The sequence below is a fragment of the Candidatus Merdisoma sp. JLR.KK011 genome, from assembly GCF_036941125.1.
Classification (GTDB): Bacteria; Bacillota; Clostridia; order Lachnospirales; family Lachnospiraceae; genus Laedolimicola.
Window position 1 is genome coordinate 329,616 of sequence record NZ_JAYWSZ010000003.1, and the last position, 25,539, is coordinate 355,154.

The following is a 25,539-nucleotide window of genomic DNA, read 5'->3' on the forward strand; positions in this document are numbered from 1 at the left end:
TATTACGGAACTGGAATAGAAAAGAGGTTATAATTAATGTATCGGATTTTAAAAGAAGACGGAAATGCAAAGAGAGCGGAGCTGACCACAGTACACGGCGTGGTTCAGACGCCGGTTTTTATGAATGTGGGAACAGCGGCAGCCATCAAAGGAGCGGTTGCCACATCGGATCTAGAGGGGATAGGCACGCAGATTGAGCTGTCCAACACCTACCATCTCCATGTGCGCCCGGGAGATGAGATAGTAAAAAAGCTGGGCGGCCTGCACAAATTTATGGCCTGGGGCAAGCCCATTCTCACGGATTCAGGCGGATTCCAGGTATTTTCTCTGGCTTCTCTGCGCAAAATCAAGGAGGAGGGCGTATACTTTCACTCTCATGTGGACGGCCGGAAGATCTTTATGGGTCCGGAGGAGAGTATGCAGATTCAGTCCAACCTGGCCTCCACTATTGCCATGGCCTTTGATGAGTGCGCCCCGGCCCTGGCGGAACGGGATTATGTGGAGCGTTCCGTGGCCCGGACAACCCGGTGGCTGGGACGCTGCAAGGCGGAAATGAAGCGGCTTAACAGTCTGCCGGATACCATCAACCGGGAACAGCTTCTTTTCGGCATCAACCAGGGGGCGATTTTTGCCGATATCCGGATTGAGCATGCGAAGCAGATAGCGGAGATGGATTTGGACGGCTATGCCATCGGCGGCCTGGCTGTAGGTGAGAGCCATGAGGAAATGTACCATATCATCGAAGAGACAGTGCCTTATCTGCCAAAGGACAAGCCTACCTATCTGATGGGAGTGGGAACGCCGGCCAATATCCTGGAGGCCGTGGAGCGGGGCGTGGACTTTTTTGACTGCGTGTATCCCAGCCGGAACGGCCGTCACGGACACCTGTATACCAACTACGGGAAGATCAATCTCTTTAACGCCAAGTATGAGCTGGACGAGAGGCCCATTGAGGAAGGCTGCCAGTGTCCGGCCTGCCGGCGGTACAGCCGGGCTTATATCCGGCATCTTCTGAAGGCAAAGGAAATGCTGGGCATGCGGCTCTGCGTGCTCCACAACCTGTATTTCTACAATACGATGATGACCGAGATCCGCTCAGCCATTGAGGAAGGACGCTACGGCGCTTACAAAAAAGAAAAGCTCGGGCGGATGAATGGAGAGATATAGACAAAAATCCAGCGAAGCGTGTTACTGGCCGCAAAGTGACAGTAACCCAAAGTGAGCAGTAATATAAAATTAGAATATTTGCTACTTGTCATATAGTTTTAAATACTATATAATGAGCTATGAGGTGATTATATGACAATGGATATACAGAATATTTTGAAAAACATTTTGGAAGGCCTGGATAAGATAGACTATATCCGTCCGGAGGATGTGCCGGGGATTGATTTATATATGGATCAGGTTACGACGTTTATGGATCGGCAGCTTGGTTCCTCCAAGCGCTATGAAGAGGACAAGATCCTTACAAAAACCATGATCAATAATTATGCAAAGAATCACCTGCTTCCCCCTCCGGAGAAGAAAAAGTATTCCAAGGAGCATCTGCTTTTACTTGTATTTATCTATTACTTTAAGAATATTTTATCTATCAGCGATATTCAAAGCCTGTTTGCGCCGCTGACGGAGAAGTATTTCCACACGGATCATGCCATTCAGCTGGAGCGGATCTATACGGAAGTATTCAGTCTGGAGAAAAAGCAGATCGAGGCATTGAAAGCAGATCTTGTTTCCAAATATGAGACAGCCGGGGAGACCTTCAGCGAAGCCTCTGAGGAGGATAAGGATTTTTTGGAGATGTTTTCCTTTATCTGCATGCTCAGCTTTGATGTGTATGTGAAAAAGCATGTGATAGAGAAGCTGATTGATCGGCTTCCGGGTTCGGAAAAGAAAGGGAAGAAAAAAGGGAGCGAAGCTTCATAGTCAGCTGGACATAAGTCAAAGCCCCACAGTAATCAAATACAAAAAACAGGGACAGCCAGGAAATGTTACTCCTGTCTGTCCCCTTTTTTGCTTTTTTCGTCCGCAGTCGTGCTTGCCGGACAAGCAAAATCCCAAAAGGCTGTTTTTACAGCTCCTTTGTTTCCAGATATTCCATATAACGGGCCACCATAAGGGCAATTTGGAATACCAGGGCATTTTCAAAGACGCGGATGTCCAGTCCGGTGGTCTTTTCCAGCTTCTCTAAGCGGTACACCAGGGTATTGCGGTGGACAAAGAGCTGCCGGGCCGTCTCGGAAACATTCAGATTATTTTCAAAGAACTTTTCTATGGTTGAGAGCGTCTCTTCGTCAAAGGTACTTGGCAGGTTCTCCCCCAGAACCTCTACCATAAACATCTTACACAGGGACAGGGGAAGCTGGTATATCAGACGGCCGAGCCCCAGGGTATGGTAGGCGACTACGATTTTTTCCGGGTAGAAGATTTCTCCCACTTCCAGAGCCAGCCGGGCTTCCTTGTAGGATTTGGACACGTCCTTAAGCTGGCTTACGATGGTTCCGTAGGATACGCGCACCGTGCTCAGCATGCCGGCCAGAAGACGGGCGGTTTTGTCCAGGGTTTCGTAGTCGTCCTGGTCGGTGAGTTCTTTTACCACTACCACGTTTTTTTCATCCACGGCTGTGATTACATCCTGGGAATCCGGCGCAAATGCGCCTCGTACAGATTCCATGGCGATTACGTCCTCTGCCGTCTGGGTTTCTACCAGGTATACCACTCTCAGGGTGTCCTGGTTGATGTGCAGCTTTTTGGCCTGGTTGTTGATGTCTACCAGGAGAAGGTTGTCAAGGAGCAGGTTCTGGATGAAGTTATTGCGGTCGAAACGCTGCTTGTAGGCGATGATAAGGCCTTCGAGCTGTTTTACGGCGACCTTGCCGATCATGTAAGCGTCGTCGCCGGTGCCTTTTGTCAGCAGAATGTAGCTTAATTGTCCTTCATCGTATATTTTGAAAAAATGGCATCCCTGGAAACTCTGGCTTTCAGCCGGGGAACCGGCGAATGCGCTGAGTATGTCTTTGGATATCTCTGAGGGCTCGAATGTGGATGCGGCCAGGCTGCCGTTTACGTCTAGTACGCATAGGTTGATTCGTGTTATTCCGCGTAAGTCGTCTATGGATGTCTGTATTATCTGGTTGGAAATCATAGGTCAGTCCCCCTAAATCTGTTTTTTTGTGCTGGTTCTGCCAGGTTGCACAAAAAGTTGGTGTTTTATGGGTTATATTATAAGTTTTTTTGGAGGAAATGTAAAGAGTATCTGGGGGGATTTGATTTTTTTCACAAATTGGGGGGGGGGGTGGTGGTGGTCAGCCATGCTGCACAGCTATCGCCCCTCTGCTGTTTCCATATCCGGTGTTCGGACGGTTCGCGTACAGACTGTCTGCTCTGTGCGTACATTGACCTTTTTGGGGACTGGGATGTTTTTTGTGGTGGGGTCAATGTCCGTACATATCAGACAGTCTGTGCGCGAACAGCCGGACACCTGGATATTGGAAACAGCAGAGGGGCGATAGCTGTGCAGCATGGCTGAGGTCTTGGTAGTGGTAAAAATTTGGTATTGGTCATGGAGTGGGTAATAGCAAATTTTTACTTTTTTTGGGTGGAAATGGTTGACAATTTTTGGAAAATGGGTTATGGTATATGCCAAGGACATAACATATCATTCGGAGATTCGGGGAATTCCTCCCTGCTTCCTGTGAGATCTGTCCGGATTCTTTTTTTATTCCACTTTGTTTTTTGAGATTTTAGTTTAAAGGAAAGGAGTAGTTGTTGTTTGATGAAGAGATGTTGGTTTTTGGCGGGGGTGTTTATGGTTTTGGCCTTTGGGATGAATGTTTATGGAGCGGATGCCTGGCAGGAAGGGGAGCAGAGGGTGGTTGAGGGGGATGTGCTTACGAAGACGGTGATTCTTCCGGCGGGAGGGGTGACGGCGATTCCGCGGTATGAGGTGGATGGGAATGTGCTGTATGTTTTGGATGAGGATTCTCTTTCGCTGCGGACGGTCCGGACGGATTCGGCGGAGGGGGCTGAGCTGGTTACGGTTACGAAGGTGATTGGGGGACTGCCGGATAATGATCTGGAGCGTATTCCGATGACGGAGATGGAGGGGGATGTTTCTTGTGAGCTTTTGTATGTGAGTTATAAGGTTACGGAGGAGAGCGGGGAGGGGATGCCTCTGAAGTATGAGGCTTTGTGCTGGTATGGGGGCCTGAGTAAATATAAGGTGGATTATGATGCGGCCTGGGAGGCTGTGATGACTTATACGGGGCATCCGATTGAATCGAGTATTCAGTCTCCGGTGGTGGAGTATCTCTATGAGTATCGGAATCCGCCTGTGGTGAATGAAGCGAGCGGAGCCGAAGCGGTAAGGAATGTTTTCCCGGGGCAGGGGACTGCTCTGGCAGAGGGGGAAGGCGTCCAAATGGAAGAAGCAGGAACGGAAGGTACGGAGCGTGTTGAGGATGAGACTGTGCCGATGGCGGCAGAGGAGGAGACGGGAAGAGAACCAGAAGAGGAACCGGAAGGGGAGCAGGACTTTGGGCTGTTTGATATTGAGGATGAGGCTGTGCCTCTGGGACTGCCGGGAGGAGCTTTTGCCGCAGGTGCGGCCGTTGTGGCTGTTGCGGGACTTCTGGCGGCGGTATTGTGGTATGTGTTTTTTCATACGGCTCCTATTTATACGGCTTTGTACAGCGGCGGTTATAAGAGGATTGGCCGAATCCGCCTGAAGTACCGGAAGGATCACTATGTGGCTGTTTTGTCGGAATTCCTGACGGAGAGGGCGGAGATTGGAAAGTATAAGATTAAGATGTCCGAGTATTTCCGGAAGCGCAGCAGGGTCGGGATTCTGGATATTGAATGCCCGGATGGGCGGATGATTACCCGGAAGCTGAAGGATGTGGTTCTGTTTTCGGTGATTGAATGAGATGTGATGAGTTGTACTTTGGGAACGGGATTTTGGAAAGGATTTTGGTGAATGAGAGGAAAGAAGTATAGGATTGGAAAAAGGGCGGCGGCGTTTTTCCTGGCGATGGCGATTCTGACGGGCTCTTTTGGAGCGGATATATCTGCCGCGGCAGTAAATGCAGGATATACGAAGAAGATTGTAAGTACAGAAGAAGCAGTGGAGCAGTTAAAGGCCGATGAGAATACGAATGAGAATGCCGGCAGGGAGCTGGGGGAGGGGACAGATAAGGAATCAGATAAGAAGCCGGGTATGGAATTGGATGAAGAAACAGAGAAGGAGCCTGGCGGAGAATTGAATAAAGAAACAGATGAAGAACCTGGTGGAGAATCGGATAAGGAAACAGATAGGGAGCCAGGTGAGGAATCAGATAAAGAAACGGATAAGGAGCCAGGTGAGGGATCGGATAAAGAATTGGATGCGGAGCTTCAGCTGACGGCGGTTGTGGAGAATCTAAGCGCTGCTTTTGACTGTGAGGAATTCACTGCTGGACAGGTTATCACTGCCACGCTGACACCGGAGGAGGGGTACGTGGTTCTTGCAGAGAGCATTGTTGTAAGGGACGCAGAAGGGACGGAGCTTGAACTGGAGATCCAGGGGCCGGATGAGGCAGGTGCAGTTGCAGTCTCTTTTGAGGCTGCCGAGAGCGATATGGAGCTTGCGGCATCGGCAAGACACATAAGAAATGTGCGGATTACCTGCCTGGATGAGCTGAAGGAGCCCAGCGCCCGTTTATCGGCAGAGGTTTCCCCGGAAGTCCTTTATGAGGGCGCGGAGGTTACGGTTTCGGTAACGAATACCGGCGATAAGCTCTGGGAGGCAGATATAGCTTCGGCTTCCGGAGAGGTGGAGTTTGTGGTAAAGGGGGATTCGCTTTCATTTTCCATGCCGGATGAGGATGTGGAGCTTGTGCTGTATGAACGGGAGGCCATTGATTATGGAAATCTTTCCGGCGAGGATCTGAGCATCAACGGCGACTGGCAGGGGAATACCTCTTCCACGAAAAAGGACAATGAGCCGGATGTGGAGCTTGGGAAGTCCGCCAGGTGGACAGATATTGAGGACGGCTATGCGGAGCTGACTATCACGGAAAAGGACACCTCGGATTACAGCAATACACCGGTGGATTACATTATCATTCTGGATCGCACAAGAACCATGTCTTTGAATGAATCTACCTGGGAGGGCGGCGGTCAGTCGGTAAAGTTTCAGAACTCGAATTCGCCATGTATCAATCCTCAGCATTTTTATATGAGGGGAGATGTGCGGTTAAAGCTTGTGGATCACCGTACCGGGTATGCCCTTCATTCCGGCCACTGGTTTTCCGACCTGCCAAGCTCGCCGAAATTCTGGAATAATCATTACAATTCCTCAGAGCAGAGCATTTCCCCTGTCTATGGAAACGGATGCCAGGACAGGCTTACAATGGCAAAACAAGGAATTGGCGAGCTGCTGACCAGGATTGAGCAGCAGAATAAAGACATCCCGGCATCCAAAAACAGATCAAGGGTAGCCTTCTGGTCTTTTGCAGGCCCATATATTGCATCGGGAGATAAAAGGGATCAGGGACTTTATAATTACGTCGGGCTGACGGAAAACTATAACCAGGTGAAAAATGCGGTCAATGCAGTGCAGACCTATTCCGGAACCTATTACAAGGAGTCTTTGAAGGAAGCATACCGCATCATCAGCCAGCGGAACGCTTCGGACAGCAGGCACAAGGATGTCTACACCAAGGTGATATTTATATCCGATGGTATGTGCGGCGACGACAATCTGAATGAAGTGAAAGCCCTTGCAGGCCAGGTGAAATCCCTGCCCAATACAGAGCTTTTCACCCTGGCTGTAGGCATGACCCCCGATTCCGAAGGCACGCGGTTTTTGAGGGAGCTGGCCACAAGCAGCGCCCACACGGCAAGCTTCTGGCAGAATCTTTCTTTTTCCGGCGGCGGCGGATCTGCTTTTGCTGAGACCCTGTTCAATATCGACAAGAAGGGCGGCGAGGTAAGAGCAGTCAGCAAGGTTCTTACGGATCAGATTGAAACAGATTACTGGGAGCCTGTTGAGGTTTTAAGTGCAGCCGGAGGAATCCAGAATGTAAGCCTTAATAAGAACACCGGACGGCTGGTATGGAATATCCCGGAAGGCGCAGGAAAGACTTATAGCTGCACCGTGAAGCTGAAGCTAAAGGATGCCTACCGTTTCCTGCTCTCCGATGCCTTGTATCCCACCAACCGGGACACGCCGGGGGCGACGCCCGGGGATATCCAGAACACGCCCGGGAAGGCAGGGGCTGTTGTAACCTACCGGATCAAAGGCGGCATTTATAATGAAGAAGGCCGGGAGACGGGAGTGATTACGCCAAAGCTTAAATACGGAACCGTTCATTTTACAGGAGAAAAGCACTGGACGGTATCCGGATCCAGACCGGACAGCATCACCGTCCGGCTGATGCGCACCCTGCCGGGGCAGAGCCGCTCCCTCCAGGTAAACAATGCTGTAACCAATGGGTCGAAAAACTGGCGTTATGAATTTACATACCGGTTAATGCCCGACGGTAGTAAGAAGCCGCTGATCAAGTATGACGAGAACGGACGTGCCGTCCGGTATGAGGTAACCGAGAGTGTTCCGCAGTTTTACTGCCAGCTTGACAGCGTTGTAAGCCAGAAAGCATCGGGAACGGACGGGGGCGTGGTAATAGACACCCAGCTGTACAACGAGCCCTTTAAAGTAAAGGCACGGATCCGGAAGGTGGATCGGGAGACGGGAAATCCCTTAAGCGGAGCCGTTTTTTCCGTGTATGCCTGGAGTGAGAAGCGCAAAGACTATGTGCCGTATCTGGGAACGACGGATGCAGGCGCAAAGCCCCATGAAACGGGAACCATGGAGGGAGCCGGAACCGGAATGACGCTTTCACAAGGGAGCAGGGGGACGTATACAACCCCGTCCTGGCTCTATTATTCCCGGGACAACCAGGGAAGGTTCCGCATTATAGAAACCAGGGCGCCGGAAGGGTATTTCGGCGATTGGAAGGATGCGTCCGGCGTCACGGACAGTTCCACGGATGCAGACAAAAACGTATATGATTTTGCGATTTCCCCAGACGGGGCAGAGAATAAGTCAACTGTGGAGGTATCCAACCAGGCGGACGGAACCTTCGGCGATACAAGAGTTCTGGGGCGGCTGGCATTTTCCAAGAAGGATCTGGAAAGAGGGGAGACGCTTCCCCAGGGAGACGCAAGCCTGGCAGGAGCCGCATACCGTCTGTATGCGGCAGAGGATATCCTTCATCAGGACGGAACCACCGGCGTGCTTTATGCAAAGGATGCCGAGGTGAAGGTGCGCTTTGTGAGCAGCGGTGACGGAATCCGCACCTACCGGTATGATACAGGCGGCACGGCGGTAATGAAGACAGCTGCCGGGGCGGAGCTTGCGGTGGAGGGCCTGGAAATCGGCCGTTACTATCTGAAGGAGGAGACGGCCAGCGAGGGCTATCTTGTGGATCCCAAGACGTATCCCTTTGAGATTGCGTATCAGGGAGAAAAGAAGGCAGTTGTAGAGATTACAGATTATTCTGTCTATGAGCAGGTGAAAAAGCAGGCGGTTTCCTTCTATAAGGTCACAGGGGCGGACAATGCCGACAAGCTGGAGCCCATGAAGGGGGCGAAATTCAGCATCTACCTGCTCTCTGATGTGGCGGATGGAAAATATATGCATCTGACGGATGAGGAGCTGCCCCAGGCCGTGATTGACGATTACCGGAATACACAGACCCTGGGCTATGAGGCATTTCGCAGCGTAAGGCCGGCAGTAATCTACGAGGAGAAGGATTCCCCGGATGTAAGCAGCGGACGGCTTGTGAAGAAGGTGCAGTATTCCGACGGGACAGAATACCTGGCGGACAGCGGGAATGAGAACGCCTACCTGGCGGCGGAAATCGAGGCGGATGAAAAGGGCGTGGTAACTACGCCCAGGCTTCCTTACGGGCGCTATCTGATTATAGAAACGACAGTGCCGAAGAATGCCGTTGCCACCCGGCCCATAGCCGTCACAATCACAGGCGACGATGAGGATGCGGTGATAGACGGAGACGGGAAAGGAGAGGAACGTTCTGATTTGGAGATTCTTATGGACCGGCCGATTATGTCTCTGGTACGGATTGTAAAATACGATACCTTCCGTAACAAGCCTGTCCTTGAGGAGGGCGCAGCCTATGTAATTCACGATGTGGAAGGCGCCTGGTTTGACTATTACACCAGGGAAATGACGACGGCCCAGAAGGCGGCCTACAAGCTGAAATACGGGGATCTGGTGGTTCAGTACAGCCAGGGCGCATGGACGGGCACAAAGGACAGGCCTTTTACCACAAAGCATGTGGAAGGGGAAACAGACGAGACCTGCAATGTCTATATCGAAACTCCGGCCAAGCTGCCAAGCGGCATCTACGAGCTGGAGGAGCTTAAAGCCCCGGAAGGCTATATCCTGCAGGGAAAAGAAGGAGTTATCGCCAAGGATACAAAAGAAACCAGTGCAGAGAACCATACCTTCTACGAACGAGAGGCGGACGGCATGTGGACAGCGGCGCCCAAGGGACGGGCAAGATTCGTGGTATCCTCCAGTGAGGCCCATTATGACGAAGGCGTCGGTGCCTTTGTGGTTCTGGCCAGACAGAGCAACGATCCGGCAGTGGGCAAGATCTCCATTTATGCAGAGGGAGAACAGCTCACATCCGCAAAACAGGAGGGCAGCACCATTTTAAACCGCCTGGGGGATGTGATAGAGAGCTTCTTCGGCTATCTGGCAGGAATCTTTGTGAAAACGGAGGATGAGGAAGGCATAAGCGAGAAGGAGCTGACTTCCTACCGGGATTATGTATTTCAATATGAAATGAAGCCCATAGAAGGCGCAGAGTTTGAGATCCGGGCGGCGGAGGATATCTATTCGCCGGAAGGAGGAGCGAACGCAGAGAAGCTGTACGAAAAAGGTGAGCTGGTAACAACGCTGTCCACAGACACGGCCGGAAAGACCTGGACGGGGCAGAAGGACAAAGAAGGGACAGATATCCCGGAGGGACTTCCCTTAGGAAAGTATACAGTAACACAGACTGCAGCCGGAGAAGGCTTTGCACTGAGTGAAGAGAATGCTGTGCCCCGGGAGATTGAGATCGCTTATGCAGGCCAGGAGATTCCGGTGATTTACCGGGATACTGCCTATACGAATCCCCGCCAGAAGGTGCATATCAGCATAGCCAAGCAGGATGCGCAGAATGAGCAGGCTCTTGCAGGAGCCGTGTTCGGCCTGTATGCGGCAGAGGATATCGAAGGATACCAGGGGAAGCGGATCCTCAAGGCAGATACGCTGATTGCCACGGCAGAAACCACCCTTGCTGGGAACGGGGAGATCAAGGAGGCTGTTTTTGCACCGGATCTGCCCCATGCCCGGTACTATGTGAAGGAGCTGTCCGCTCCTGTGGGCTATAGGCTGAATGATGAACCCATAGAGATAGACGCTTCTTATAATAGAAGGGATCAGAGCGCCCTGGCCGCTTTTTCGGGAGTAATAAAAAATGATCCGGCCCAGATACTGGCCGCCATGGTGAGCGTGGATGAATCTACCATAGCGCTGACCCAGGCCGGAGATATCTACAAGAGCACGGTAAATGTGGTGAAGAACAATACAGAATATCCTCTGGAGCACTTCACCCTTACAGACAGCCTGTCAGACCAGGTATGGCCCACAGAGCTCTGGACGGGAACCTACAACCAGGAACTCACCTACAGCGTGGAATACCAGACAAACAAGGATGAGGACTGGGTTCTCTGGGCGGAGGATCTGGATACAAAGACCAACCATCATCTTACGGTTCCGGAGGAGCTGGCCGGGGAGGGGGAGCATATCCAGGCTTTCCGGATGCGCTACGGGACAGTGGACGGAGGCTTCAGCAGAGAAGAGGCCCCGGCTTATATGGTGAAAAGCCATGCAGGGGCCAAGGGAAGCATCCCCAACGAGATAGAGGTGACGGGAATGCAGGCCGGCGTGGTGCACCGGGATGAGGCGGCCGTCCTCACAAAGCTCTATTCTAAGAGCGTGAACAGCTATCCGGCGGTGACAGAGGAAGAACCGGGATACGAGATCGTGGACACGGTAGGGCCGGAGGAAGAAGGAAAGCGGATTGAAGAGATTGTGAAGAAGGTAAAGGAACAGGAAGCCAATCCTCCTAAGCCTGAAAGCGTACAGCGTGTGAAGGTAGTGGAGAATCCCCAGGCAGACGACGGAAGCGCGCTGCTTCGGATGCTTGCCCCCAGGACAGGGGATCGGGCAGAGATTCTTTTGTGGGTTCTGCTTATGAGCTGTGCTGCGGCTGGGATTGCAGGCGGCCTCATTCGAAACCGGAGAAAGAGGAATAAGAGAGAGGATTCTTAAGAAACAGGCAGCAGAATGATTATTCCGGCCGTATCATAAGGATACGGCCGGGAATATGATAGGGCAGTTATAGGAAGCAGAATGGGGGAAGAGATAGAAAAGCTGTCAGAAAGGGAAGGTTTATACTGTACGATAGAGGAGGTAATGTGTTAGAATAAAAAAAACATACAAAAGAGGCATCAGCTTTGGAGGAACAGCATGGGAAGACAGTTAGAGAGAGCAATTTTGAACTTAAGCGGAGATGATTTGTGGAGATTACTTAAGATGCGTCAGGGAGAGACCTTCTATACGGCAAAACAGCTCCCCTTCACCTATGCCATCCGAGGCGGAGAGATGTTTGTGGATCGCAGATCCAAGTCTATCACAAAGGCAACTTTTTTAAAAGCACTGGACAGAATTAAGGCAGACCCGGAGAAGATCACCGGCCCCAAGTCGCTGAATGTCTTTGGAGCTCCTTATATCTTTGCACTTCTTAGGAGCCTGGGGGAGGACTGCGGTGCGGCGGAGCAGGTATGATATTGGAAAGGGAGGCGTGAAAGTATGGCAGATCAATTAACATTATCAGATTTAAAGGTCGGTATGAAAGTAAAGAAGAGTCAATTATCAAATATATTAGATACACACATTATTTTAATTAATACAGAAATAGTAGGAGATACAGATGTAGAGGGAAAGCTTGTATATTGTGACACGATATGCAGGGAAGATGAATATGAAAAATGGTTTCACCAGACCCAGCCGATTACCCCGATATATTTTAACAGTGAAGAATGGGAGGACGGTATTGTTTATGATGAGTAAATATATAAAAATACGGATGCGGCTCACAGGCATAGGCATTGGAGGGGCTTTTTCAGTGCCGGCATCTTTTAAATTGGATAATGTCAATACTCCATTTAAAAATGTAGATGTAAAGATAGACACAGGATGCTCAGTCAGTACAATACCCTTAGCTAAATTTAAAGCACATGGATTAAATTTTGACACATTGAAGAGAGACGATATAACAAATAATATTGATTATATAACAAGTTATGGAGTAGAAACAGGCGGAAAAAATCATAAAGTGCCTAAAACATATGATGAAAAAATGGTGTGCGAGGCATTAAAGTTCAGACATGACATATACGATTTTGAAATAAACGGGCTGCCTATATCACATAGTTACATTTATGTAAATTATAACAGGAAAGGCAATATATTGATAGGAATGGACATCCTAAAAGATTGGGACATACATATACGAACAATAGATACAGGAGAAACCATATTCCTGGGCTGTCCGAAGGAGCAGATAAATGATGCCTATCTGCAGGAATTGGAAGACACCTTTCATATTGCTTCTGAATTAAGTACAAAGAATATCAGATATAATTAAAATAGATAAAAATTTTCTTTAAGCAGATTCTGCTTGACTTCCTACCATATTATAATTCTGCCTGTCCTGCCGGGCCTTAGAGCGGGTACATGAAAAATGTAGCAGATTTTTTTCTCCGCAAGTATAATAATTGTGAGGGTATCTGCCGATATACATTATAGAAACGGGTAACTTTGTAAAAGGGACGTTAAGATGTATTCCAATTATGGAGTTTCTGACAGATATATTCCGAATTATAACAAAAAATTAACTATTTCTATGCTTCCCATTCGACAAATTTTTTGGTAAAATGAGAACAATAGCAACAGTTTATCGACGGTTTCTATCAGAATATGGAGACTGCCGGTTAGGAATATAGCAGTACATGCCTGGAATATGTTAAAATAAGCGGCAGATACATAAAAGGAGAGAATGTAATCATGAGTAGATGGGGAAATTGGTTAAAAAGATCCACATTGGTGATGCTTGGCGCAGTTCTGATCGGAAGCTCGGCAGGGATTCCGGTCATGGCGGCGGATATGTCAGATCAGTCTGATACATTAAGTGTACCAGAAACGCCAGAGACACCAGAAACATCAAATACGCTTGATGTATCGGATACGGATTCGCAAGACGACACGCAGAAAGCAGTTAGTGGGACAACAACAATTAAAGGATTTGAGTCTCTAGGAGATATTTCTTTCCAAACTTTGGCTGAAGGAATGGAACCACAGCTGCCAACTGTTTTGAAAGTAAAAGCTGTTACTATAAATTCAGATGAAGTACCAGGCAGTTTTGGAGCAAAAGCGGTTTTGTCCGCATCGATAGCGAATAATTCGGCTCCGGTTTCTGTAGAAATCAGCGGTTGGACATGGGAGATAGATACGAATGAGAGTACACATAGTACTTTCAGCTCAGAAAGTAATACGAAGTATGTTTTTAAGGCAGTTGCTCCGTCGGTAGATGGAGTTGGGAATACTTTGGTGAAGTCAGCAGATGTAGAGGTGCCAGTTATTAAGGTGCAGGTAGTGAGTGCTCCCGAAAGCTCGGTGAATACAGAGACAGGTTCTGATGAAAAAATGGACTCTCTAGATAAAGCAAATGCGCCCTCTGTTCAAGCTAATGATTGGCAATCATCGAACAGTTCAGTAACGCTTCATGGGTTAACGTTCGTTGGAAAGGATCATTCTGCATATATAGTGGAGAATAATCATATTGAATTAGTGCCAGGTGACTATTATGTTACAGGTCATTGGAGCGCACCGACGGACCTGACTACTACTGCGAGAACTTCTTTTATTACTTTGACAGGAAACGGTGATGGTGATGAGTATAATATAGAATTCGCTGATGTTGAAATTGATATTAGCAAGGTACCTTATAATGCAATTTTCCGCATTGATGAGAAAAATGGAGATGTTAAAACTATAAGGCTGACTACATCGGCTGGTACAAAAAGCGTTTTAGTATCTGAGGAAGGGACTAAGGCTGGGCATTTTAAGCCTGTTATAAACATTCCCAGTGGCTGTCAATTTGAAATAAATACAGGTGCAAATTTGGATATTACTGGTGAGATATTAAATAGTGGTACGTTTATAGTTCAGCAAGGTAGTAGAATTGATAGTAAGGGGCCGTTTGTTAATAAAGGTTCCATGACAATTACGCATGACATAAGTAACCAGAATTACCCTAGTGTAGTTGAAACTAGTACTTTTATTAATGAAGGTGACTTGATAGTTAGTGAGAAAAGTTCTTTAACAGTAAATGGCACATTTTCAAATCGTAAACAGTTGACGTTGGCAAATGGTGCGATTGTAACAGTTAATGAAACTACTACCACTACACCTACAGGTGAAACTGAGGTAAGTATTTTTACGAACAGTGCTAATATAAAGATCGGAACAGAATGTAGACTGGCAGTTGCAAGTAGCTTTGTAAATGAAGGAACTGTGGAGACAGAAGAGCAGACAACAAAACTGACAAGTGGAAAGAATTTATCAGTTGATGGTACATTCGATAACACAGGAACTTTATCATTAAAAAAGAATAATACAGCTAAAGTAGGTAATCTGACAAATCAAGGAACATTGAAGTTGGCAGATGGTGTTAATTTGGACATAACCTATTCTCTTCTTAATTCTCAACAGGATTTGGTTATTGTTAACGGAAGTACTGTAAGTATCGGCGCTGAATCAAATAATACTGGAACGATTAAGATCGAAGATACCGGCAAGTTGGTTGGAAGTGGCAATTCTCAGACTCTGGTTAATGAAGGAGTATTACGAATAGCATATGAGGAATCATTAGAAAACATTTCCTTACAAAAAGGTGCTGATGAGGCTGGAGAGTTCTATCTTACAAGTATTATAGAAGAAATGATAGTAGTGCCAGATACATTAGCTTATAATGGTTATGATCAATATAGCGATGTGTTGAATGAGAGTGGTCATGTAGAGACAAAAGCGATAGCTGGAATAGATTTTACAGTAGAACTTGATGGCTGGAGTTTTGATATATATCAGGATGATAAGGGAACAACGCCTTTGCAGGGCGATCGAGTGAAGTGGTCAGGCACATATTATGTTGTTTACAAAAAGAATGGCAGAGAACCACAGAGTAAATCCTTTGAAATGGTACCTGCATCGCTGATAATTGATACACAGGCACCTGTAATACCAGAAGATCATCCTTATTTAGAGACACTTCCGGAGGAAGAACGTGCCGAGGCACGAGCATATGAGCATGATAATCCTATGGCGATTAAGATTCGTATGGCCATAGAAAGCAGAGGTCAACACGGCAATGCCTGGGCAGGTAGGGGTAATTGGCTGAAGGTTTCCCTTGTAGGAGAAGATGGCTCTACGGCAGCTGTTTATGCAAAATTAAATGGAGCTGATGTTGTAACCACTGAAGTTATGAAGGATAAAAACCACGAGGTTGAATTTAATAATTTGGGTTTGGCTGAGATAACAATTACAATTCCGACTACAGGTGGGACTGGGGACTTGGCCTTTGACAAAGATATGAATTATAAAAAATATAAAGTTTTGGCTGAATATGTTGAAGCTCCAGATGGTAATGGTTATACTTCTAAACCTACTACAGAAGAAGAAAAAAAGTATTTGATAGATTCAGAAGATGTCCTTGTGATACAACGTATGACAACAGTTGATTTATCGGAATATCCGGCTTTGTACACATATGGAGATGAAATTAAGAATCCTTCAATTTCAGATAAAACTCTTACTGTTGTTGGTGGAAATAATACAATTACTTATGACTGGTATAGCAGTGATACTATAGAGGAAGTTGCAAATGGTATTATTACACAGACCTTGGGTTCTGAATTCCCGACAAAAGAGAGGGTAGAAAGTATCACAGGGAATGATACTATGGCTAGAAACTATGTGGTCAAGGTAAGTGTGGGAGCTACCACATATTCAACCCCAGGCGTTGGCTATAAGGTGGTTAATGTCGCACGTAAAGACATTCAATTAAAAATTAAAGGCGATCCTCATAAGACATATGGTACGTCAGACGCAGACGCAGAAGCACCAATTGAAATTGATTATGATAGTATGAGAGGGGAGGGGGCTTATTTCCTTGTAGGGGATGATGAACTGGTGGGTATGCCATCTCGTGAGCGAGATAAAAATAATGGAAATGGCACTGATTTTGGCGATGATAAGTTTGATAAAGTTGGTACCTATACAATTAATGCTGGTTCAATAGATGGAAAGAATAATCCTAATTATAATATTTCGCTCTATGCAGATTATAAATTCTCAATTACAGAAAAGCCTTTGAGCTGGAATACCAGTAATATCATTGTTGCAAATGATAATGGAGAGTATCATGTATATGGTGGTTTGAAGTTACATGGACTGCTGCCTGAGGATGAAGGTAAAGTGGTAGTGACATATGAGGACATCAAATTGAGTGAGGATGGAGCTACCTTAACGGTATTATCCCCAAAACTTATCAATGTTCTCGAAAATGCAAGTGTGAATTACGCAGGGAATTATGATTTACCATCTAAGAATACAGTTGAGCTTTCAGATACAGCGTATTATTTGACTGTAACAAAAGGTAGTATTGTTCATGTGCCAAAAGCCTTGGAAGGCACAATAAATGAACAGGGATTGCAAAATGCAGTAGTTTCAAGTGTTAAGAAACTTCGCGAGAATCAGCTTAATTATAACTCTGATGGCGAATATCAAGTGTATGATGTAGTACTGAGGGATAAAAATAGCAACGATATTGTATCTGACTTCCAGAAAGGTGGGCTGATTCTTACGCTTCCTTATCCTGAGGGTACATCAAAATCTAATCGGTTTGTTGCGGTTCATATGATTTCGTCACAAATTGATGGAGCGGATTCTCCGGGAACGATAGAAGAATTTGCTATGTCGGATGAGATTATGCAGACAGATGAAGGAATTACAATTAAAGTAACAGGGCTTTCCCCAGTAGCTATTGCATGGGCTCCGGCAAGTACAAATCCAATTAATCCGGATGACCCAAATAATCCAGATAATCCGAATAACCCGGACGATCCGAATAACCCGGATGATCCGAATAACCCAAATAACCCAGATGATCCCAATGGCAGCAACAATAATGGGAACAACAATGGAAATAACAATGGGACCAATAACGGAACGAATAACGGGACCAATAACGGAACGAATAACGGAACGAATAACGGGACCAATAATAACGGAACAAATAATGGAACCAACAACGGAACCAATAACGACAAGAAAGACGATAATAACAACAAAGCAACCACAACAACGAAGGGCACGACAACCACAAAGACCACATCCGCCAAAACCGGCGACACAGCGCAGATTGCTTTCTATATGATAGCAACACTGGTGGCCTGCCTGCTATTGATTCTAATTATTGTCTTAATAAGATTACAGTTCCGTAAAAAAGAATAACAAAGAATAAAACCTGCCAGAGCAAGTCTCTGGCAGGTTTTATTCTGTTGTATCAAAATAAGAATGCTTCATAAACGATAAATATTAAATACCTATAAAAACTTTACACAAACAAGAAGTGCTCTATCTACAGTACCAATAGTTGCGCTAGACTTGAAAATAAAATTAGGAATTTCTGTAAATTTTTCTTGCGCTATTTATTTTAATATGCTAAAATAAATTAAATGTTGAGAGACAACCTCTATAGATGATTCATCTCAAAGATTCTAAAAGAAGACGGTTCCGTCTTCTGATTTCCAAGATAGTAAAAAGAACGATAAAGTGAGGGTACTTTCTATGACTGCTTATTTCCAGGCTTGCAGGATAATGTAGAAGACCGTATAATGAAAGGAGAAAAATTTGAAACTAAATTTAAGCAAAGTATTCCGTTTTCGCAGAAAGGTCAATCGAAAATACAAAGATGTATTGTTCCGGTTTATCTTTCGCGACAAGAAGGATCTGCTGTCCCTGTACAATGCTATTAACGGTACGGATTATCAAAATCCGGAAGAACTGGAGATTAATACTCTGGAAAATGTCATTTACATGAAGATGAAAAATGATTTATCTTTCCTGGTAGGAGCCTCTATGAATCTCTATGAGCACCAGAGCACCTGGAATCCCAATATGCCTCTGCGCGGCCTGTTCTATTTTGCAGAGTTGTATGAACGGTATGTAAACAGCCAGGGTTACCGATTGACAGGAAGCACACGGATTCCGCTGCCGTTTCCGAATTATATTGTGTTTTATAATGGCATGGAATGGGAAGCAGAGCAGACGGAGCTGACTCTGTCAGAAGCATTTGAGGAACAAGGAGAAGACCGGAAACCAGCGTTGGAGTGTCGTGCCACGATTCTGAACATCAACAGCGGACATAACCGGGAGCTGATGGAGAAGTGCCGCAGATTGGAAGAATATGCCGAATTTATCCAGCGGATTCGCGATAATCTCCAAAAAGGAATGAGACTGGAAGGAGCAGTAGAGCGGGCGATAGAATACTGCCTGGCACACGGGATACTAGCGGACATATTGAGAAAAGGTCAGATGGAGGTTCGGAATATGCTGTTAGAAGAGTACAATGAGAAGGCAGACAGGGAGTATCTTCGGAAAGAGAGCCTGGAGGAAGGGATAAAACAAGGGAGAGAGGAAGGACGAAAAGAGGGAAGAGAGGAAGGACGAAAAGAAGGAATAGCGCTTGGTGGCTTTGAAATCTTAGCAGGACTTGTGGAAGATGGCATCATTTCCATGGAACAGGCAAAAGAGCGCATAAAGGAAAAAGAGGAAGAGTTTATCCTGTGGTATCAGGAACGTAAGAAAAGATAACGATATAGATATAGTGTGCCGGTTCTATGGCTAAAGAAATTTTGATAAGCTATAGCCATAGAACTGGCGTCAGAGAGGCATAACCTAATTAAAATAAATTAATCATTAAGAGATAATTGTTATAAGCATTCCATCGTAAGGATTCTAAAAGAAGACGCTTCCGTCTTCTGATTTCCAAGATAGTAAAAAGAACGATAAAGTGAGGGTACTTTCTATGACTGCTTATTTCCGGGCTTGCAGGATAATGTAGAAAACCGTATAATGAAAGGAGAAAAATTTGAAACTAAATTTAAGCAAAGTATTCCGTTTTCGCAGAAAGGTGAATCGAAAATACAAGGATGTATTGTTCCGGTTTATCTTTCGCGACAAGAAGGATCTGCTGTCCCTGTACAATGCTATCAATGGTACAGATTATCAAAATCCGGAAGAACTGGAGATTAATACTCTGGAAAATGTCATTTACATGAAGATGAAAAATGATTTATCTTTCCTGGTAGGGGCCTCTATGAATCTCTATGAGCACCAGAGCACCTGGAATCCCAATATGCCATTGCGCGGCCTGTTCTATTTTGCAGAGCTGTATGAGCGGTATGTAAACAGCCAGGGTTACCGATTGACAGGAAGCACACGGATTCCGCTGCCGTTTCCGAATTATATTGTGTTTTATAATGGCATGGAATGGGAAGCAGAGCAGACGGAGCTGACTCTGTCAGAAGCATTTGAGGAACAAGGAGAAGACCGGAAACCAGCGTTGGAGTGTCGTGCCACGATTCTGAACATCAACAGCGGCCATAACCGGGAACTGATGGAGAAGTGCCGCAGATTGGAAGAATATGCCGAATTTATCCAGCGGATTCGCGATAATCTCCAAAAAGGAATGAGACTGGAAGGAGCAGTAGAGCGGGCGATAGAATACTGCCTGGCACACGGGATACTGGCGGACATATTGAGAAAAGGTCAGATGGAGGTTCGGAATATGCTGTTAGAAGAGTACGATGAGAAGGCAGAGAGGGAGTATCTTCGGAAGGAGAGCCTGGAGGAAGGGATAAAACAAGGGAGAGAGGAAGGACGAAAAGAAGGAATAGCGCTTGGAGGCTTTGAAATCTTAGCAGGACTTGTGGAAGATGGTATCATTTCCATGGAACAGGCAAAAGAGCGCATAAAGGAAAAAGAGGAAGAGTTTATCCTGTGGTATCAGGAACGTAAGAAAAGATAACGATATAGATATAGTGTGCCGGTTCTATGGCTAAAGAAATTTTGATAAGCTATAGCCATAGAACTGGCGTCAAAGAGGCATAACCTAATTAAAATAAATTAATCATTAAGAGATAATTGTTATAAGCATTCCATCCTAAAGATTCTAAAAGAAGACGGTTCCGTCTTCTGATTCCCAAGATAGTAAAAAGGAACATAAAGTGAGGGTACTTTCTATGACAGCCTATTTCCAGGCTTGCAGGATAATGTAGAAGACCGTATAATGAAAGGAGAAAAATTTGAAACTAAATTTAAGCAAAGTATTCCGTTTTCGCAGAAAGGTGAATCGAAAATACAAGGATGTATTGTTCCGGTTTATTTTTCGCGACAAGAAGGATCTGCTGTCCCTGTACAATGCTATTAACGGTACGGATTATCAAAATCCGGAAGAACTGGAGATTAATACACTGGAGAATGTCATTTACATGAAGATGAAAAATGATTTATCTTTCCTGGTAGGGGCCTCTATGAATCTCTATGAGCACCAGAGCACCTGGAATCCCAATATGCCTCTGCGCGGCCTGTTTTATTTTGCGGAGTTGTATGAACGGTATGTAAACAGCCAGGGCTACCGATTGACAGGAAGCACACGGATTCCGCTGCCGTTTCCGAATTATATTGTGTTTTATAATGGCATGGAATGGGAAGCAGAGCAGACGGAGCTGACTCTGTCAAAAGCATTTGAGGAACAAGGAGAAGACCGGAAACCAGCGTTGGAGTGTCGTGCCACGATTCTGAACATCAACAGCGGACATAACCGGGAGCTGATGGAGAAGTGCCGCAGATTGGAAGAATATGCCGAATTTATCCAGCGGATTCGCGATAATCTCCAAAAAGGAATGAGACTGGAAGGAGCAGTAGAGCGGGCGATAGAATACTGCCTGGCACACGGGATACTGGCGGACATATTGAGAAAAGGTCAGATGGAGGTTCGGAATATGCTGTTAGAAGAGTACAATGAGAAGGCAGACAGGGAGTATCTTCGGAAAGAGAGCCTGGAGGAAGGGATAAAACAAGGGAGAGAGGAAGGACGAAAAGAGGGAAGAGAGGAAGGACGAAAAGAAGGAATAGCGCTTGGTGGCTTTGAAATCTTAGCAGGACTTGTGGAAGATGGCATCATTTCCATGGAACAGGCAAAAGAGCGCATAAAGGAAAAAGAGGAAGAGTTTATCCTGTGGTATCAGGAACGTAAGAAAAGATAACGATATAGATATAGTGTGCCGGTTCTATGGCTAAAGAAATTTTGATAAGCTATAGCCATAGAACTGGCGTCAGAGAGGCATAACCTAATTAAAATAAATTGATTATTAAGAGATAATTGTTATAAGCATTCCATCCTAAAGATTCTAAAAGAAGACGGTTCCGTCTTCTGATTCCCAAGATAGTAAAAAGGGACATAAAGTGAGGGTACTTTCTATGACAGCCTATTTCCAGGCTTGCAGGATAATGTAGAAGACCGTATAATGAAAGGAGAAAAATTTGAAACTAAATTTAAGCAAAGTATTCCGTTTTCGCAGAAAGGTGAATCGAAAATACAAGGATGTATTGTTCCGGTTTATCTTTCGCGACAAGAAGGATCTGCTGTCCCTGTACAATGCTATTAACGGTACGGATTATCAAAATCCGGAAGAACTGGAGATTAATACTCTGGAAAATGTCATCTACATGAAGATGAAAAATGATTTATCTTTCCTGGTAGGGGCCTCTATGAATCTCTATGAGCATCAGAGCACCTGGAATCCCAATATGCCTCTGCGCGGCCTGTTTTATTTTGCGGAGTTGTATGAACGGTATGTAAACAGCCAGGGTTACCGATTGACAGGAAGCACACGGATTCCGCTGCCGTTTCCGAATTATATTGTGTTTTATAATGGCATGGAATGGGAAGCAGAGCAGACGGAGCTGACTCTGTCAGAAGCATTTGAGGAACAAGGAGAAGACCGGAAACCAGCGTTGGAGTGTCGTGCCACGATTCTGAACATCAACAGCGGCCATAACCGGGAGCTGATGGAGAAGTGCCGCAGATTGGAAGAATATGCCGAATTCATCCAGCGGATTCGAGATAATCTTCAAAAAGGAATGAGACTGGAAGGAGCAGTAGAGCGGGCGATAGAATACTGCCTGGCACACGGGATACTGGCGGACATATTGAGAAAAGGTCAGATGGAGGTTCGGAATATGCTGTTAGAAGAGTACAATGAGAAGGCAGAAAGGGAGTATCTTCGGAAGGAGAGCCTGGAGGAAGGGATAAAACAAGGGAGAGAGGAAGGACGAAAAGAAGGAAGAGAAGAGGGAAGAAAAGAAGGAATGGAGGAAGGAATAAAGCAAGGAAAAGGGGAAGGAATGGAGGAAGGAAAAAAGGAAGGAATAGCACTTGGAAGCTTTGAAATTTTAGCAGGACTTGTGGAAGATGGCATCATTTCCATGGATCAGGCAGAAGAGCGAGTAAAGGAAAGAAAGGAAGAGTTTATCCTGTGGTATCAGGAACATAAGAAAAGATAACGATATAGATATAGTGTGCCGGTTCTATGGCTAAAGAAATTTTGATAAGCCATCATTAAATACAAATAATCATACAAATGAAAGGAGAGACCTATGCAGTATTATTGGGTATCTATAATATCTATGTTGTTCGGAGCCTTGTTCGGAGCTTTTCTCGGTCTGATTCCGGCATCGATTGCTAAGAAAAAGGGACATAGCTTTGTTCTGTGGTGGTTTTACGGGTGGATGCTGTTTCTTATATCCATGATTCATGTGATGTTTATTGCTGATTACAGTACGGATCCAGGAAAAAAAACGACGCAGGAAAGTGTTGGGGATCAAGGAAGGATGTATGCGGCGGCGGCCGGCATTTTCTTTTTGATTGTGACTTTGTATCGGTGTTATGGGATTTTTCTGCTGAATTATTATGTATCTGTGATTCTGCCAAAGGATGTGGGATATGTGGCTGTTCTTATTGTTTTATCTGTTTTTCTGTTGATAGGAAGGAAGAATACGGCAACTTTGGCTGTTTTTGTTCTCTATAGCGTTTATGTCATTTTTTCCGGGAAGTTTTCCGGTCCCTTGGAGCTTGTTGGGATTCTTCTTCTGCTTGGGATGGCAGTGGGAAATATTCTGCCTTCACTGCAGGAAAAGGCGGCTGGAATTACGAGAATCCTATGGTTTCTGCCGGGAGCGCTGCATTTTTTTAGTTATATTCTGAAATATGCGTTCATGGGGGGATATGATTTTTTTGGTAATTGGAAGGCGGTTTTGATGTATCTGGTACAGGCTGGAGGTTATCTGATGATTGGACTTTGGTTTATGGCAAAGAAGAGGGAGCATATTTCGACATCTGTGCCAGTCAACATCTATACGGATGCTCATTGTGTGAGCGGCTCAGCCTTTATTGGAGAGGATGATACAAAGGAGGCTTCTTTGCGTTCCTATCAGTCTTTGGTGAATTCCGGGCTTATGACGGAGGCGGAGTTTGAAGAGAAAAAGAGACAGTTGTTGGAGAAGTGACATGCAGACGATTCGTGCACACTCATATAAAAAAGGTTAATTTTACACAGGCTTTTGAGAATAATCTCAAGAGCCTGTATACTTATTTTTTATTTTATACTGCTTTGAAGATGTTTCAAGAATCCGGGCGGAATCATCCGGATTGGCAGCAATCGCATGGTAACCATCGTATTTTTCTTCATAGAACCTCAGGTCTTCCAGACGGTCAGCATTTATTATTTTGCATGTTGTCCTGATAAAGACGATAGTTTTCTTTTTTACATTATATTCGGCAGCTTTTTGTTTGGTATAAGCAATGGGGGCCTCCGTAATTAGAAATTAGAAATTTCTGTAAATTTTTCTTGCACTATGTATTTTAACATGCTAAAATAAATTAAATGTTGAGAGACAACCTCTATAGATGATTCATCTCAAAGATTCTAAAAGAAGACGCTTCCGTCTTCTGATTCCCAAGATAGTATAAAAGAACGATAAAGTGAGTGTGATGCCTATGACTGCTTATTTCCAGGCTTGCAGGATAATGTAGAAGACCGTATAATGAAAGGAGAAAAATTTGAAACTAAATTTAAGCAAAGTATTCCGTTTTCGCAGAAAGGTGAATCGAAAATACAAGGATGTATTGTTCCGGTTTATCTTTCGCGACAAGAAGGATCTGCTGTCCCTGTACAATGCTATTAACGGTACGGATTATCAAAATCCGGAAGAACTGGAGATTAATACTCTGGAAAATGTCATTTACATGAAGATGAAAAATGATTTATCTTTCCTGGTAGGGGCTTCCATGAATCTCTATGAGCACCAGAGCACCTGGAATCCCAATATGCCTCTGCGCGGCCTGTTCTATTTTGCAGAGCTGTATGAGCGGTATGTAAACAGCCAGGGTTACCGATTGACAGGAAGCACACGGATTCCGCTGCCGTTTCCGAATTATATTGTGTTTTATAATGGCATGGAATGGGAAGCAGAACAGACGGAGCTGACTCTGTCAGAAGCATTTGAGGAACAAGGAGAAGACCGGAAACCAGCGTTGGAGTGTCGTGCCACGATTCTGAACATCAACAGCGGCCATAACCGGGAACTGATGGAGAAGTGCCGCAGATTGGAAGAATATGCCGAATTTATCCAGCGGATTCGCGATAATCTCCAAAAAGGAATGAGACTGGAAGGAGCAGTAGAGCGGGCCATAGAATACTGCCTGGCACACGGGATACTAGCGGACATATTGAGAAAAGGTCAGATGGAGGTTCGGAATATGCTGTTAGAAGAGTACAATGAGAAGGCAGACAGGGAGTATCTTCGGAAAGAGAGCCTGGAGGAAGGGATAAAACAAGGGAGAGAGGAAGGAAGAAAAGAAGGAAGGGAAGAGGGGAGAAAAGAAGGGAGAGAGGAAGGAAGAAAAGAAGGAAGAGAGGAAGGAATAGCACTTGGAAGCTTTGAAATCTTAGCAGGACTTGTGGAAGATGGTATCATTTCCATGGATCAGGCAAAGAAGCGCGTAAAGGAAAGAAAAGAAGAATTTATTCTGTGGTATCAGAAGCGGAAGAAAAAGTAACTACTTTATACGAATATGACAAAGTTTACAAAGGATTTGCGGAAAATGAAATCCTGTCAGAACACATCACGAAGTACAGATTTATCTTTGAAAAAAGTTTTTAATAGATTAAATTGTTCACCGTTTTTTCTGTTTTTACTTGACAGAAGAAAAGAAATGTAATAGTATAATAACCAGT

At 45.5% G+C, this 25,539-nt stretch carries 15 protein-coding genes; 14 read left to right on the forward strand and 1 reads right to left on the reverse strand.

Annotated elements, in window-relative coordinates; all coding sequences use genetic code 11:
- The first annotated feature begins 36 nt into the window (after positions 1-36).
- Both tgt and VV089_RS02595 read left to right on the forward strand, forming a co-directional pair.
- On the forward strand, positions 37-1,167 hold the full coding sequence (gene tgt, locus VV089_RS02590) for a tRNA guanosine(34) transglycosylase Tgt (protein ID WP_334334853.1): 1,131 nt from the start codon (positions 37-39) through the stop codon (positions 1,165-1,167).
- A 132-nt stretch (positions 1,168-1,299) separates the two neighbouring features.
- A complete protein-coding gene (locus tag VV089_RS02595) occupies positions 1,300-1,926 on the forward strand; it encodes a DUF1836 domain-containing protein (RefSeq protein WP_172542936.1) in 627 nt (208 codons plus the stop codon).
- 145 nt (positions 1,927-2,071) lie between these two features.
- Here the strand turns inward: VV089_RS02595 and VV089_RS02600 are convergent, their stop codons facing one another.
- Positions 2,072-3,145, reverse strand: coding sequence for a PucR family transcriptional regulator (locus VV089_RS02600; RefSeq protein WP_334334854.1), 1,074 nt, complete (start codon positions 3,143-3,145; stop codon positions 2,072-2,074).
- Between the two features lie 627 nt (positions 3,146-3,772).
- Between VV089_RS02600 and VV089_RS02605 the strand changes: the two genes are divergently transcribed.
- The 12 genes from VV089_RS02605 to VV089_RS02660 all read left to right on the forward strand — a co-directional run bounded on the left by VV089_RS02605 (position 3,773) and on the right by VV089_RS02660 (position 25,361).
- Entirely contained in the window at positions 3,773-4,924 is a 1,152-nt protein-coding gene (locus tag VV089_RS02605; protein ID WP_334334855.1) for a hypothetical protein, read from the forward strand.
- A 51-nt stretch (positions 4,925-4,975) separates the two neighbouring features.
- Positions 4,976-11,386 carry a SpaA isopeptide-forming pilin-related protein gene (locus VV089_RS02610; protein ID WP_334334856.1) on the forward strand — a complete coding sequence of 2,137 codons (6,411 nt, stop codon included), beginning with the start codon at positions 4,976-4,978 and terminating at the stop codon, positions 11,384-11,386.
- Between the two features lie 198 nt (positions 11,387-11,584).
- On the forward strand, positions 11,585-11,902 hold the full coding sequence (locus VV089_RS02615) for a hypothetical protein (protein ID WP_172542941.1): 318 nt from the start codon (positions 11,585-11,587) through the stop codon (positions 11,900-11,902).
- A gap of 24 nt (positions 11,903-11,926) precedes the next feature.
- Complete coding sequence (locus VV089_RS02620) at positions 11,927-12,187, forward strand: hypothetical protein (protein WP_172542942.1); 261 nt, start codon at positions 11,927-11,929, stop codon at positions 12,185-12,187.
- Positions 12,177-12,764, forward strand: a complete 588-nt coding sequence (locus VV089_RS02625; RefSeq protein WP_334334857.1) for a hypothetical protein — start codon at positions 12,177-12,179, stop codon at positions 12,762-12,764. Before VV089_RS02620 ends, VV089_RS02625 begins: the two co-directional genes overlap by 11 nt.
- Before the next feature lie 419 nt (positions 12,765-13,183).
- The gene (locus VV089_RS02630) at positions 13,184-17,689 is read left to right on the forward strand and encodes a hypothetical protein (RefSeq protein ID WP_334334858.1); all 4,506 of its coding nucleotides are present in this window, start codon (positions 13,184-13,186) and stop codon (positions 17,687-17,689) included.
- A 399-nt stretch (positions 17,690-18,088) separates the two neighbouring features.
- Positions 18,089-19,051, forward strand: a complete 963-nt coding sequence (locus tag VV089_RS02635) for a hypothetical protein (protein WP_334334859.1) — start codon at positions 18,089-18,091, stop codon at positions 19,049-19,051.
- A gap of 277 nt (positions 19,052-19,328) precedes the next feature.
- Positions 19,329-20,267, forward strand: a complete 939-nt coding sequence (locus tag VV089_RS02640; RefSeq protein ID WP_334334860.1) for a hypothetical protein — start codon at positions 19,329-19,331, stop codon at positions 20,265-20,267.
- Positions 20,268-20,544: 277 nt separating this feature from the next.
- On the forward strand, positions 20,545-21,507 hold the full coding sequence (locus tag VV089_RS02645) for a hypothetical protein (RefSeq protein ID WP_334334861.1): 963 nt from the start codon (positions 20,545-20,547) through the stop codon (positions 21,505-21,507).
- Between the two features lie 277 nt (positions 21,508-21,784).
- Positions 21,785-22,807, forward strand: a complete 1,023-nt coding sequence (locus VV089_RS02650; RefSeq protein ID WP_334334862.1) for a hypothetical protein — start codon at positions 21,785-21,787, stop codon at positions 22,805-22,807.
- Positions 22,808-22,900: 93 nt separating this feature from the next.
- The gene (locus tag VV089_RS02655) at positions 22,901-23,809 is read left to right on the forward strand and encodes an SHOCT domain-containing protein (RefSeq protein WP_334334863.1); all 909 of its coding nucleotides are present in this window, start codon (positions 22,901-22,903) and stop codon (positions 23,807-23,809) included.
- Positions 23,810-24,362: 553 nt separating this feature from the next.
- On the forward strand, positions 24,363-25,361 hold the full coding sequence (locus VV089_RS02660) for a hypothetical protein (RefSeq protein WP_334334864.1): 999 nt from the start codon (positions 24,363-24,365) through the stop codon (positions 25,359-25,361).
- Positions 25,362-25,539 lie beyond the last annotated feature (178 nt).